The organism is Pseudomonas sp. BF-RE-22, assembly GCF_019956155.1.
Classification (GTDB): domain Bacteria; phylum Pseudomonadota; class Gammaproteobacteria; order Pseudomonadales; family Pseudomonadaceae; genus Aquipseudomonas; species Aquipseudomonas migulae.
In genome coordinates this window covers 147,682-160,661 of sequence record NZ_JAHBDD010000086.1, presented here as the reverse complement: position 1 = coordinate 160,661, position 12,980 = coordinate 147,682, and the positions used below count along the sequence as shown (strand labels likewise).

Here is a 12,980-nt window from a genome sequence, read left to right as displayed (position 1 = left end):
GAATTCCTTGATGAGTCATGGGAAGGCGTTGCGTTTTGCTACTTGTGGGAGCGAGCTGGCTCGCTCCCACAGAGTGTTACGGGATCAGCACCGCGCGACGGGCGCCGCCGAGAATGTCGACGCCGTTGAGCACGAACTTCTGGGTGCGCACGTCGATGTCGATCACCGGGATGCCGTTTTCCAGGCGGTTGTAGGTGCGGCAGGACAGCTCAAGCGTGGTGAGGGGTTTTTCGCCCATCTTCAGCTTGGCCTCGGTCAGCGATTTGAGCTTGCCGCCGACGGTGTGGTAGGTGAACCAGGTGTTGCCATCCTGATCCTGACCGGCTTCACGGACGTTCAACAAAATGTCGTCGCCCAGCTTCACGCCGAGGGAGAGCATCACTTCGGCGCCGACGCCTTGCAAAATGAGGGTCGCGCCCAGCACTTTGCCGCTCTTGATCATTTCTTCGGCGATGAAGCGCCCGCCCGCCATCGCTTCCATATCGAATTCGATCTTCGGCGGGGTGAACTCTTCCACGGTCGCCGACAACGGCAAGCCTTGCAGGGTGGCCGCGATGGCCTGTCTTACGCGGTTGGTAAACATTAGAGAACGTCCTCCAGGAACTGCTCGATGATTTCATCGCGGGCATTGAGTTGATAAACCATGTGTTCGTTCGGCGCGTAGCGGCCGTAGTCGATGACCACGTACCAGGTGCCGTTCTTGTACTTCTCGACGCTGTTCAATTCCGGGTGCAGGTACACGCTGCCGCCGGGGATGGTTTCGTCGGCGACCAGGGTTTGCAGCCAGTCGTTGATGCGCTTGACCTCCTGGTCCATGAACGACTTGGTGAGGTTCTTGGCCATGGCTTTCTGGCCGGCCTTGACCAGCTTGCGGCTGATCGCATCTTCCAGGCCGACGTAGCTGATGAACTTGCCGGTGATGGAACGGTTACCCAGTAGCGAGAAGCCGCCGAGAATGGTGCGGGCGTAGTAGCTGATGCCGTAGCGGTTGAGCAGGTCGCCTTCGGTGGATTTGTCGAGAATGTTGTATTCCACGACGCGCGAAACGTCCTCGGCAAAGGTCACCTGATTGCCCGGGCTCTCCCATTGCTTGACCTTGGCCAGGGCCGCGATGGCCAGGCTCGACGGCGACAGGAACACGTTTTTCTTCGCTGCCTTGGAGTACACCGACGGCATGTTGTGCACCAGCAGGCAGCGGTCGAAACCCAGTTCCGCGCCGCCCAGTTCCTGGCTGTAAGTCACCTGATCGGCGACCGCGGCATCCTTGCCGTCGAGCACCACACGGGCCTTGATGCGCTTACCGAAAGACGCGAACTCACCGGCCACGGCTTTGGTGCTGGTGAAGCCCGGCGCGCCGATGATGGTCAGGTCTTCCGGCACGCTGCCCAGTGCCGCGAGGCCGAGCTTGCGGCCGGTCAGCGGATCGACGCCGCCGATGACGTTGTTCAGCGTGTCCGCCGGGGTCGCGCCCTCTTCGACGATGACCACGTAGACCGGCACCTTGACCACTTTCAGGATCTGGAAGACCGCGTGATACAGCGTGCCTGCCTCGGTGCCGGTCGGGTCGAGCAGCGCCTGGGTGGTGAAGCTGTTGATGCGGAATGGCGCATTGCGTGGAATCAACGGGTCTGCCTTCGGCGCGGTGCCGATCAGACCGATGACGTTGTCACCCAGGCCACCCATGGCCTCCGGGGATTCGGTGGCATTGACGGTAATGCCGTTGTGCTCGAAGTTCAAAACCTCAGCCATGGTTATTCAGCCTTCTTGGCAGCAGCTTTTTTCGCTGCGGTGGATGGAGAGGCCGAATCGGCAGCCTCGGCTTTTTTCAGCTCCAGACGACCAGCGCTGCGTAGCGCACTGGCCTCCACATCGAGCAGTTGCAGTTCCTGGCCGATGCTCGACCAATGGCCACCCCCGGTAGGGAATGGAAGGAGCACGGTGTACGTTTGGCGTTCTGCCATTTCTGTTTCTCCATAAACGAAAAAGCCCCTTGGGTAAGGGGCTGTCGGGTGTTGTGTGTGTGTTTGTGTTGCGGATAAGAAAACGCCCCGGCGGTGCGGGGCGTTTATCGGGTTTGTTCGGCGATCCAGGACGGAGCGACCGGACGATGCTGGGTATCGGGGAAGTCCGGTGATTGAGGCCAGTCGCGCAGGGCTTGCATGTACACAAGCAACTCACCGAACTGCTCTGCGCTCAGCGTGACAGGCCCACCGATTTCAAGCTGATCGCGATGACGTTCGCGCAGCCACATAACCGCCGACAACTGAACATCGCGCCAAGTGCGCTCCTGTGCAGGAAGATCAGGTTCCGGCTCAGGTGCATCTATCAGATAGGGCAAACCACGCTCGTCATGAGCGCGGACCTTGCCTGGCACAGGATTACCAATGACCGACAGGTACAAGGCCTCGGAAATATCAACAGCGTCTGGAGGCATTTCTGTATGAATACCCTCCAAATAAGTAGTGCCTGTACTCGGGCTATAAAAACGCTTCATTTGTTCTACCCTCCTTAATTTCCGATAGCGAAAAATGATGCGCTGCCGTTTGCACTGTTTGCGACCTTGAAGGAATCCTTGGTCTCACCCAGCACCTCAACAAACTCGCCAACTGTTGGCGCCAGGTTCCCGTAGGCCCCGCCAATGAGGAACATGCAGGCGTTCGGGAAGGCAACCGGGAAAGGTACGGTGCTGATGGTGCCCAACGCTTGAGTAACCCGCCCCCACTGAAAGACAAGCCCACCGAGCCACGTCGGGAACATGATGTAGCCGTTGAGTGCCAAGCTGATCGAAAACCCAAACCGCAACTTCTTCGGCGTCACGATCGTTTCGTCGTCCGCACCGGCATTCACCTGAACCTGAGTCGCGACTTTTGCTGTGCCCTGATTGACCTCAGTGGCCTGTGACGTATGTGTTGCCAGCGCTGCAATGTCGATGTTTCCCTGGTTGATCGGGGCATTCCAGGCCTTGATGCACCACATGATGGCCAGGTTATTGGGTCGGGTTATGCCATAAGTGACCTCTGCGCTACCCGGGAGCGTGGTGTTCGTCACCGCGTTCACCCCAATAAGAGTTACGCCAGCATAAAGCCCCACATCACCAGCATCGTAGCCAGCCCGAACCCTTGACGCCGCAGCATCAGCGAGGTTGGTAGCGATCGTCTGGGCCGCTACTACGTTGATATCAACAGCGACCATGCTGCCTTTCTGCCAACTGCCAACTGCTCGACCAGGATCCATCCCCCGCCCATGATCCCAACCACGCAGAAACTCACCGCGCGATTCGGGAAGACGGAAATTGCCCGCACCTTCGTTGCCCTGGTTGAACGCCGTCCCAAGGAACGCAGCCAAGTCAGGATAAGTCGCAATGCTCCGCACACTACCGTCAAGTTCAAGAAAGCCGGGCGGAACCTTGTTCACCGGCAACCCGACCATACTCCCGACCGGCAGCGCCGAGACCTGCGCAATCAGCGCTTCGACTTCAGGCTTGGTGTAAGTGTCCTTGATCCCAAAACCTGCCAGTGTTTCCGGGTTCGTACCACCCGTCGCGCGGCCATACTTATCGACCGTCAGACTCTTGTAAGTCCCCGCCTGAATCCCCGTCCGCCCCGCAAGCATTTCAAAGCTCAGCGCCGTAGTGCCCAGCGTGATCGGCCCATTCGTGATCAGGTGCCAAAGCGAATCACCATTCGCCGTGCCCTCCTCGACCATCACGGTCAGGCCCGGCGTCACCTTGGCGCTGGCATTGGCATCCGCCGCTCGCACCCAGGCACCGTTGGCCGCAACATAAATGCCGTTGTCCTTCGCCAGCGTTTGCGCCGTCACCAGCACTCGCTGCCCGGAAAGCACTGCGACACCGTCGATTTGCTGCGCACTACTGAGCACGATGTTTTCAGTGGTGGCCACGCGAACTGATTGCTTGCCATCCAGCTTCGCCAGTTCGTCGGCGAGATACCCCATCACCCACGCCCGCGTCGCTTTGACCACGGTGTCGTCGATCAACAGCGTCACGATCGACGCATTGCTGGTCTCGAAAATCGAGCGAATGTAGAACTCTTTCCCCGAACCCGACGTTGCCAGCACCGGTTTGAACGACTCCGGGTATTTGACGATGGCGTAGAGGATGCCAGTGTCGGTCCAGAGCCCGGCTTCACGCACATACCAACCGCCCTCTTCTGGCGGAATGGTCACTTCGGCGAGCAGCCAGCTCGGGTTCTTCTCGTCCTGGAACAGCGCGTTCAGTGGCCCGCGCCACACTTCTCGTTTAAGCGCCGTGGCGGTTGCCGCCGGGTTGTAAACCGCGCCGCCGCCGTCACCGACCGAAATCTGCGACAGTTTGATCGGCACGCCCGCCGCCTTGCAGGCAGTTTCGTAGGCGATCCCCGCATTGGTAAGCAGGGTGTAATAGTCGGCCATTTAGGACCCCTGAGGATAAATAGTGGATGTTTCAACGGCGTAGAGCCCGGCGGCCATGAAGGCCTGCCCCGAGGCTTCGAGCCCTTCGATGACAATCGGATAAACCGTGGTGAGTTCGCCGCACACCGTCGCCGCGCCAATGACGTGACTGCCGAATGCGCTCAAGCCGACGGACACCGACAGAACGTCGCGCTCGCTTTTGGCGTCCGCCAGACGCCGGTCGAGACGAGCGTCGATTTCTTCGCTGTAGGGTTGCTCGGTAAATGCCCTGACGGAAAAGCTGTAAGGCGCGCCCGGCGGTGTCTGCTCGTACCAGGCACGCACCTCAGGCATTAGCCGCAATCCTTTCGCGGCGTTTTCCAGGGCCTGGCGTGTCCCGGCCTGCCGTGCGGTGGGCCAGGCCAGTTCAACGGTCAAACGCTTTTCCGCCTCGGCGGCCTCGGTGCTCCATTCGCTGACACCACGATCCGCTGCGAGATAAGGCAGAAATACCTGAGGCGTCGAGGTCGGGTTCATCAGCTCGGGGAACGGCGGCGCGATGCGGTCAAGCAATGCACCGAAGCCGATATCGAGGGCTTTTTCCAACGGTGAGCTGTTGGCTGGCAACAGGCTCGGGCGCGGCCTCTGGTCACTCATAGCGTGAGCACCTCGACCTCGACCCCGGTGCAGTAAGGCGCTTCAAACGCCGTCGTCACAATCGGCTCGACCGGTTCGAGAATGTCCAGTTGAACCGCGCCGGCACTATGCAGCGTGTAGTCGATCCAGCTCGGATCGATCCGCCCTTCCAGTCGATGACAGCTCTGGGCATACGCTTGCAGTTGCTGTTGCGCGGCCACCTTGGTCAGCCCCGAATCAGGGCCGGCGTTGATTCGGGCGACGACGCGGATTTTGTAGTTTTTGATATGGGCGCTTTGCACTGTGACCCGATCCGTTTCCGGTCGGACGTCGGGCCGGGCGAAGTGCCGCCGCACGCCGTCGAGCAGGTCATCGGACGCAGTGCCATCGCCCTCCCGAGCCAGCACCGTGACCATCACTTCACCGGGCGCCGTGCGGCGTCCATTGCCGTCCTTGACCTGCGCCGCGTAGCCGTCCGGATCGAAGGTGTACGTGACCGTCACCTCGCCCGGTGCATGAGTGTCCACCTTCACCACAGGACGCTCGCCGAGGGTGAAGACCTCGCGGCGATATTGCATGCGTGAACCGGCGGCCGGTGCGTGTGGCGCCAGGTAATAACGCAACCGGGCGTCGTCGTCGCTTTCGTACACGGGCGCAATCGGCGGGAATGCCGCCGGGTCGCCAGGGTCCAGCAACTGACGCTCAAGCCCCATGTCCGCGAGGCGGGCATCGAGGTTGCTGCCAGTCGCCCACCAGGCCAGCATCTGCTTGATACGGGCGTTGTATTTGCGTTCGTGGATTTGCAGGCGCACACAAAAGGCCTCAAGGGCCAGGGTCAGCAACTCGCTTTCGTTTTCGAGGCTGACCTTGATCTTTGCCGCCGACTCGGGAGCGCGGGCGCCAACGTACTCGACGACAAACGTCTTGAACTCGGCGAGCAAATCCTCGAACGCTTCGACGGTGACGATCGAAGGTTCGGCCAACTGGTTCTGGCCGGGTATCAACATGCTCATGTCACCACCTCGAAGGTCTGTTTGCGGTTTTGCCAGGTGCCGGCGAATCGCAGGACCAGCCCGGCACCTTGCCGGCTGGCCACAATGACCTGCGGCTGGAAATCATCGATGCCGTTCTGCGGGTTGTAGAACGCTTGTGCCGCGTGGCTCTGGGCAAGCATCAGCAAGTCGTCGCCGAGGTTGCGGCCCAGCAGTTCCGGGATCAGCGAGCCATACAAAGGACGTTTCTGCCGGGTGCCCAACGGCGTGGTCAGCGCTCGGGTTGCGCGCTGTACAAACTGCGGCCAGTCATCGACCGCCGCCCCGGTGTTTCTTTCGATTCCGATCATGGGAAACTCTTTATGCGGTACTGATGACGCGTCCCTGGTGATCCACCACCGGGCCGCTCAGGTGCACACCGGAAGCGTCGAGTCGCAAGCCGACCGCGCCCAGTTGCAGTTCGATGGCCTCAGGCGTGATCGCAAGTCTCGCCGGCCCGAGATTCAACTCGAGCGCTTCGCGAGAGCCATTGAACGCCGCCGGGCCGTTCTTCCAGTGCAAGGCATGGAGGGCGTCGTCGTAACCGCTTTCCGTACCGTCCAGATAGAGGCGACGCGTCAGCGAAGCCTGGGTCGAGGCGGGTGGAAACCGATTGCCGTTAAGCCCGAACAACGCCACGGATTGAGCGCCGCCCTCGCCGCCGCCATGGTTCAGCAACAGACATTGCTCGCCGACCGAGGGGATCCGCGACTCGCTTTGCGCCCCGGCGCTGGGGTTGAAAAAACGGATGGCGGGCGTCAGCAATCCTGAGTGGCTGACCCGGCAGGTATTGCTGGCCGCATCGACTTCCTGGCACACGCCGATACGACACAAGCTGTCGCTGCGCCGGTGCACGTCTTCAAGTTCGGCCTCCATCTCGGCCAGACGCTCAATGATCGGGCCAAGCTGCTGACGTAAAAGCGCATCGAACATGGCTCAGTCCTCAAGTGCGGTGTATTGGTCCGGGTCGTCGATGTTCGAGACTTCCCAGGTTTTGGCGAATTTCGGGATGCCCAGCGGGTCCTCCAGCAGCAATGCGCCGAGGTAAATCGTCTGGGTAAAGGAGAGGGTCCAGGCGAGGTACTCCTGCGAACCGCTGATGAGCGTCGACGGCAAGGCATCGATATTCATGGGCAGGTCACATTGACTACCCGGCAGGCCCCAGCGGTTATCCGTGGCCAATCCCTTGAGTACGCTCGCCAGATCGCCTGCGGCCAACCCCGGATTACTCAGGGTCGGCGGCACAATGATTTGCAGCGAGACCGTCAAGACATGGGCGATGCGCCCATCAAGGGCGCGGTCGCCGGGTGCATTGCGTTCGATGGCGATCAGGACCCACGCCTGATCGAACGTGCCGTCGAAGTCCTGGCGGCCTCCGACCTTCAAACCCGGGCCAACCGCACGCAGCGCGTCGGCAATGGCAAAAAACAGACGCGACGGCTTATCGATGTCGAGGGACATAAGTGGCTTCCATTCAAATTTCGAGGCGTCCGGCTGCGTGGGTTCATGCAGCGGACCGGGGATGCCAGAACGGCAAAGGGACCTGGCTTTATTGATCCGGGCGGGAATCACGCGGCGGCACTTCACACACGCCGATCCGCTTGGCCGCCCAGCGCTCATAAAGGCCAATGGCGACATCGGCGCCGGCCATCGCCGTAAGGCAGCCGAACGCGCCGGCCGCCCAGATCGACAGGCCGGCGGCGTACAGCAGCATGATGGCCGACACCCCGCAAATCATGCAGGCCCCGGAACGCAGGGCCAGACGCCGCAGCAATGACCAGCCGCGAGCGCCCTCCTTGTCGGCACGCCACATTTCGCCGGTTACCCCGCCCACCAGGGCGAGCACGATGACCAGCCAGATCGGCATGTCCAGCAACGCTTGTTGCTCGTTTGTCATGTCACGCCTCCTGGGGTGAATTGCGTAACGAAAAGGCCCCGCGAATACGAGGCCATAAATAGGGGCGCGTGTCTTTCCACGCTACCTGTCGAAGACCATCGTCCTGATTTTGCTTCGGATAGCAGGCCTGCCCATCGACAAGCCTGCCCTTCAACCACGTTACCGGGCGCAGAACTCAGGCAATGCCGGTGAGTTGCCCCCATCGCATACCCGCTATCAAACGTTTTCGTTACGGCGCATAGCCTGCAGCAACGCATAACCCTTCCACGTCAGTTGATAAAGTGGCGTGCCCTTCGGGCCAACGCCTTCGTTGGAGAAATAACCTCCGTCCATCAACAATTTGAATTGGAACATCTCCTCTGCCTGCGCTGGACGATTGAAGGTTTTCTTGACCAGATCCTCCATCTCCACACCCGCAACGGGTGCGATCGCTTCGCACGCATTCATGAACGATTGGGCTACACCTGTAAAACGTTGCATATGTTTCTCCTGAACGATTAACCCAACAGCTCTATGCCAATTGGGAAGTTGCGGCATGCGCCGCTTCTTTGTCGCTCAACGGCGATCGCTCAAGGCTCGCGGCCTTCACGTGATTCAATGTTCCGCAGCGGGAGCATTTGATCTGGAGCTCGGTGAACTCACCCACCCGGGCGAGCAGTCTTTTGCACTGCCCACACCTGCAATCTTTCAACATCACGACGCCTCCTGGCTTGTGCCGAATCCTTTCTGTGGATGAGGTTGATCGACCTCGTACGAGGTAGGCATTCCAAAAAGCCCGGCGCTTGCCGGGCTTTTCAGTAATGCGGTCCTTCGCGTTGACCTTTCGGCGCTACTGGCGCGGTACGGGTCCATTCAGATTGTTTTTCCGACCGCGGTCCCTGCCCGCCGGATAACTGCTTTCGGTGCTTTACGCTGCACACCCGGGTCAGTTGCCAACCCTCTGAACCGTTGAGGCCGGTTCATCGCTGCCTTTGTCGTGGAACTAAAGAACTTCGTTTCGAGCTGCTTTGTTGAGCGGCTTGAGACAAAGAATATGCATGGATGCATATACAGTCAATGCATAAATGCATTTATTTATGCATTGCAAATGCACTGACGCATGAAAGCCCCGCAGACAAAGGCGTTGGCGGTTTTCAGCAGGCGAAAAAAAACCCGCACGATGGCGGGTTTTATCTGACAGCGACGAGGTTAGCGGGCGTACATGCCCCACCAGAAGACGTGGCCGAGGATGACAATCTGCTCTTCCTGGATCTCCTGGAAGGTGTAGTCCTCGTCCGGATGTTCATCGCGATTGAAGCTGCGCAGGCGAATCCCCGTAGGCAAGCGATAAAGCTGTTTAACCCGCAGCTGACCGTTGTGGTTGATCGCATAAAGGTCGCCATCGACGATATCGCCGATCCCGCACTTGCCGGCATTGACCCCCACGGTGGCGCCGTCACGCAGTACCGGCAGCATGCTGTTACCACGCACCGTCACGCATTTGGCCTGGTCGAACTGCACACCATTGTGGCGCAAACTGCGCTTGCCGAAGCGCAAGCTAGAGCGCTCGCTTTCTTCGATGACGAATCTTCCTGATCCAGCAGCCAATTCAACCTCGCGAAGAAAGGGGACCGACACCTCGTCGTCATCGACAGGCGTATCGTCGTCCCACAGGCTTATGTCCTTGAGTTCGGAATGCAATTCATCGCGACCGGAACTGGCGGCAGGCGCGACATCCGCGCGGCCACGCAACTGATCGGTGCTCACGGCGAAGTACTCGGCGATCTTCGAAATGTGCTTATCCGAAGGATCGACAATCTTCCCGCTGAGGATCCGCGAGAGAGTGGATTGAGGCACGCCGGTGCGACGGTGAAGCTCCGTGGGGGAGATCCCGTGCTGATCGAGCAGCGCTCTTAAGACGGAAGAAACATTGCGTTTTTGCATAACGCGCATAGTGCTTGATCTTTTTTTGGGAAGCAAATGCGTATTTGCATAATACATTGCATAGATCGAGCACAATCAGTAGAGAAGCCTCAGTTGCTCACCGTCCTCAAACCTCATTAACAGGAACGGCACTGTATGGCCATTTGGCACGTAGATCTGGCGAGCATTCACTCCAAAAATAGGTACCTGGTTTCACTGCTCCATTACAGCCCGCAATTGCAACACGTTCGGCATCAGTCAGACAGTTCGTCAAACAGGAGAAAACTGACCGGCTAAACGGAGGCTGCCAGATGACAGAGCCCACCTGTTACCCGTAAAATCACCAGCTTTCCAGCGCAGCCCACGTGAAGGCAATCGTGCAATCCGCTGAATTCGACAAAAAATTAAAAAATGCAAAGTAGTCGCCCCCATCGGCCAGACGACATTCGATGGAATGGCCACTTCGCCCTCCTGGGTGAGTTGATCCTCATACAGTACACGCGTCGCTTCTGTCACAGCCGCGACCGAAACAAAGCCCGCAATGGACGTGCGTTATCGTTGCGCACATTATTTGGAACGTAAACGCATGACATCCCCGCAGATTTCCGTCGTTATCCCTGTGTACAAGGCCGAAAGCTGCCTTGATGAACTTTATCTGCGTTTGAAGGCTGCACTTGAAACGATATCGGAAAACTTTGAAATTGTGCTGGTCGAAGACTGCGGTGGTGATACTTCCTGGGATGTGATCGAGCGGCTGGCAGCAGCAGATCCGCGAGTGCGGGGCATGCAATTCAGCCGCAACTTCGGTCAGCACTATGGCATCACCGCAGGGCTGGATATTTGTCAGGGAGATTGGGTAGTCGTGATGGATTGCGACCTACAGGATCGTCCTGAGGAAATTCCGCGCCTGTACGCCAAAGCACAAGAAGGCTATGACATCGTCTTGGCCAGGCGCGGCGAACGATGCGATCCACCACTGAAACGTATTTCCTCTTGGTTCTTTTACAAAGTATTTAGCTATTTGACCGACACTGAATACGATGGAGAGACCGGTAATTTTCGCATCATGTCACGCAAGGTGGTGGAGAACTTTCGCCGCATGGGAGAACAACTACGATTCTTTGGCGGGCTAGTGCAATGGATTGGTTTTCCCACTGCCAGCATAGATGTAGAGCATGCTGAACGCTTTGAGGGTAAGTCGACTTACACTATCGCAAAGCTTTGGAAGTTGGCGTCTGAAACCATCATCGCCCACTCTGACAAACCACTGCGATTGGCTACACGTTTTGGCTTTTTGATGGCATTTTTCTCCTTTTGCTATGGAACGTATATTCTTAGCCACGCGCTGATATATGGCTCATCTATTCCTGGCTGGAACAGCTTGTTTGTTTCACTGTATTTTATCGGCGGAATAATCATCGCTATTCTTGGAATTCTCGGAATCTATCTTGGCAAGACCTTCGATGAAAGCAAGAAGCGCCCTCTATACATTGTAAGGCGCATAACCTTTAGCGAGCAAAAACCTGACAATTAAACATGCCTGTCGTCCACAAAAAGCGAAACATATATATAATTAAGGAGGGTGGCTTTGGCATTTTTAAATGAGGAATCTCTGAATGCTCTAGGCTTTAAACACCTAGGCTCAAATGTCAAAATCAGCGATAAGGCTTCGATTTATAATCCGGAGCTTATGGAGATAGGCGACAACTCGCGCATTGATGACTTTTGTGTCATTTCTGGAAAAGTAACTATTGGTAAAAACGTCCATATTGCCGTCTTCTGTAACGTTGGGGGCGGTGAGGTCGGGGTTACACTTGATGACTTTTGTGGCTTGGCATACGGCTGTCACGTCTTTGCTCAGTCCGATGACTATTCTGGTCGAACGCTGACCAACCCTACTGTTCCAGACAAATTCAAAAAAGAAACCAAATCACCGGTTTTTATTAAACGTCACTCCATTGTTGGAGTCAGTTCAGTTGTTTTCCCTGGCGTCACCCTGGAAGAAGGAACTTCGATCGGCGCAATGAGCTTGGTCACCAAGTCAACAGAAGCATGGACTGTTTACTTTGGAATCCCAGCCAAACGTTTGAAAACACGTAAGCGAGACCTTCTCGAGCTTGAGAAAGAATACAATTTGGAGCAAAAGGCATGACACAAAAAAATCTGAAGGCTACTTTATTCCACCAGTCAGCTCATTTGTCAGAACAGGATTTATTGGCGCCTAGTGTCTCTTGCCCTTTTTGTAGTGCAACTGAAAGAAAAAAAGTAGCAGTATTGCAGGACGCGCCGGACGTAGCCCTTTTGCACTGCAAAAACTGCAATGCGGCGTCCGCATCAAGAATGCCAAAACCAGAAACACTGAGCAAATATTACTCTCGCTATTACGATACTTTTGATGACACAGAGGACAAAATCACTTTAGATGCACCAGACCGTATGGCCTCTCATATAGTACGGTGCGCTGCTCCAACTCTGGGCAGTCTGTCTGGACGAGATATTTCTATTCTGGATTATGGCGGCGGTGACGGATCAATTTCAGCTCGAGTTGCACAGGAGTTAATTGGCCTCGGCGCTGCAAAAGTCAACATTGCACTTGTTGATTACAACAAAAGCACAATAGCAACATCGGACAACCGCATACAATTTTACCGCCCGAGTGACCTGACAGACATTCAGGAAAAAACAATGCATCTGGTTATTGCCAGTGCAATTATAGAACACATACCCGAGCCTCGTGAAGTTCTGGCTAAACTATTAGCATCACTTAAAAAAGATGGGGTTTTTTACGCCAGAACACCTTATGTCACCCCCCTGTCAAAAATAACCAAAGCGATTAATATAAAATTTGATTTCACCTACCCTGCACATGTTCACGATCTGGGAGCAAAATTCTGGAACAATGTCATTGATGTTCTGCCGCTAGAGGGAGAGTTCAGCGTATTCCACTCCACCCCCTCAATCGTCGAAACGTCATTCAAGCAGCACTTTTTTCGCACATTAATAGCTCATACACTCAAGCTACCCGGATATGTGTTCAAGGAAGCCTATGGATTAGTGGGGGGGTGGGAAATTTGTATCCGCCGTCACTCTTGATGCACGAACAGAACATCGCCTTGAGAGCCATT

The 12,980-nt window shown here is 56.7% G+C and carries 17 protein-coding genes; 3 read left to right on the top strand and 14 right to left on the bottom strand.

Annotation, left to right across the window (positions count from 1 at the left end; translation table 11 throughout):
* Positions 1 to 76: 76 nt before the first annotated feature.
* The 14 genes from KGA82_RS27965 to KGA82_RS27900 form a co-directional block, all read right to left on the bottom strand.
* On the bottom strand, positions 77 to 583 hold the full coding sequence (locus tag KGA82_RS27965) for a phage major tail tube protein (RefSeq protein WP_192228509.1): 507 nt from the start codon (positions 581 to 583) through the stop codon (positions 77 to 79).
* Positions 583 to 1,749 carry a phage tail protein gene (locus KGA82_RS27960; RefSeq protein WP_223414422.1) on the bottom strand — a complete coding sequence of 389 codons (1,167 nt, stop codon included), beginning with the start codon at positions 1,747 to 1,749 and terminating at the stop codon, positions 583 to 585. Before KGA82_RS27960 ends, KGA82_RS27965 begins: the two co-directional genes overlap by 1 nt.
* Positions 1,750 to 1,751: 2 nt before the next feature.
* Positions 1,752 to 1,961, bottom strand: coding sequence for a hypothetical protein (locus tag KGA82_RS27955; protein ID WP_008029992.1), 210 nt, complete (start codon positions 1,959 to 1,961; stop codon positions 1,752 to 1,754).
* A gap of 104 nt (positions 1,962 to 2,065) precedes the next feature.
* Positions 2,066 to 2,494: a phage tail assembly chaperone gene (locus KGA82_RS27950; protein ID WP_223453214.1), complete on the bottom strand. Its 429-nt coding sequence runs from the start codon at positions 2,492 to 2,494 to the stop codon at positions 2,066 to 2,068.
* A gap of 14 nt (positions 2,495 to 2,508) precedes the next feature.
* Entirely contained in the window at positions 2,509 to 4,410 is a 1,902-nt protein-coding gene (locus KGA82_RS27945) for a phage tail protein (RefSeq protein ID WP_223453213.1), read from the bottom strand.
* Complete coding sequence (locus KGA82_RS27940) at positions 4,411 to 5,046, bottom strand: phage tail protein I (protein ID WP_223453212.1); 636 nt, start codon at positions 5,044 to 5,046, stop codon at positions 4,411 to 4,413.
* On the bottom strand, positions 5,043 to 6,038 hold the full coding sequence (locus KGA82_RS27935) for a baseplate J/gp47 family protein (RefSeq protein ID WP_223453211.1): 996 nt from the start codon (positions 6,036 to 6,038) through the stop codon (positions 5,043 to 5,045). The genes KGA82_RS27940 and KGA82_RS27935 overlap by 4 nt, the downstream gene beginning before the upstream one ends.
* Entirely contained in the window at positions 6,035 to 6,367 is a 333-nt protein-coding gene (locus tag KGA82_RS27930) for a hypothetical protein (protein WP_008029983.1), read from the bottom strand. Before KGA82_RS27930 ends, KGA82_RS27935 begins: the two co-directional genes overlap by 4 nt.
* Positions 6,368 to 6,377: 10 nt before the next feature.
* Complete coding sequence (locus KGA82_RS27925; RefSeq protein WP_008039320.1) at positions 6,378 to 6,989, bottom strand: phage baseplate assembly protein V; 612 nt, start codon at positions 6,987 to 6,989, stop codon at positions 6,378 to 6,380.
* A 3-nt stretch (positions 6,990 to 6,992) separates the two neighbouring features.
* Positions 6,993 to 7,517 (bottom strand): hypothetical protein, encoded by a 525-nt coding sequence (locus KGA82_RS27920; RefSeq protein ID WP_223453210.1) that lies wholly within the window; start codon positions 7,515 to 7,517, stop codon positions 6,993 to 6,995.
* An 88-nt stretch (positions 7,518 to 7,605) separates the two neighbouring features.
* The gene (locus KGA82_RS27915; protein ID WP_008039324.1) at positions 7,606 to 7,953 is read right to left on the bottom strand and encodes a phage holin family protein; all 348 of its coding nucleotides are present in this window, start codon (positions 7,951 to 7,953) and stop codon (positions 7,606 to 7,608) included.
* 216 nt (positions 7,954 to 8,169) lie between these two features.
* A complete protein-coding gene (locus tag KGA82_RS27910; RefSeq protein WP_008039325.1) occupies positions 8,170 to 8,433 on the bottom strand; it encodes a hypothetical protein in 264 nt (87 codons plus the stop codon).
* Positions 8,434 to 8,464: 31 nt separating this feature from the next.
* The gene (locus KGA82_RS27905; protein ID WP_223453209.1) at positions 8,465 to 8,647 is read right to left on the bottom strand and encodes a Com family DNA-binding transcriptional regulator; all 183 of its coding nucleotides are present in this window, start codon (positions 8,645 to 8,647) and stop codon (positions 8,465 to 8,467) included.
* A gap of 494 nt (positions 8,648 to 9,141) precedes the next feature.
* Positions 9,142 to 9,876, bottom strand: coding sequence for an XRE family transcriptional regulator (locus KGA82_RS27900; RefSeq protein ID WP_223453208.1), 735 nt, complete (start codon positions 9,874 to 9,876; stop codon positions 9,142 to 9,144).
* A gap of 520 nt (positions 9,877 to 10,396) precedes the next feature.
* On the opposite strand from KGA82_RS27900, the gene KGA82_RS27895 reads away from it, so the two are divergent.
* From KGA82_RS27895 to KGA82_RS27885, 3 genes are read left to right on the top strand one after another with little or no spacing between them, the layout of a single operon-like run.
* Complete coding sequence (locus KGA82_RS27895; RefSeq protein WP_223453207.1) at positions 10,397 to 11,389, top strand: glycosyltransferase family 2 protein; 993 nt, start codon at positions 10,397 to 10,399, stop codon at positions 11,387 to 11,389.
* A gap of 48 nt (positions 11,390 to 11,437) precedes the next feature.
* A complete protein-coding gene (locus KGA82_RS27890; protein WP_317851276.1) occupies positions 11,438 to 12,007 on the top strand; it encodes an acyltransferase in 570 nt (189 codons plus the stop codon).
* Positions 12,004 to 12,948 (top strand): class I SAM-dependent methyltransferase, encoded by a 945-nt coding sequence (locus KGA82_RS27885; protein WP_223453205.1) that lies wholly within the window; start codon positions 12,004 to 12,006, stop codon positions 12,946 to 12,948. Before KGA82_RS27890 ends, KGA82_RS27885 begins: the two co-directional genes overlap by 4 nt.
* The last annotated feature ends 32 nt before the right edge of the window (positions 12,949 to 12,980 follow it).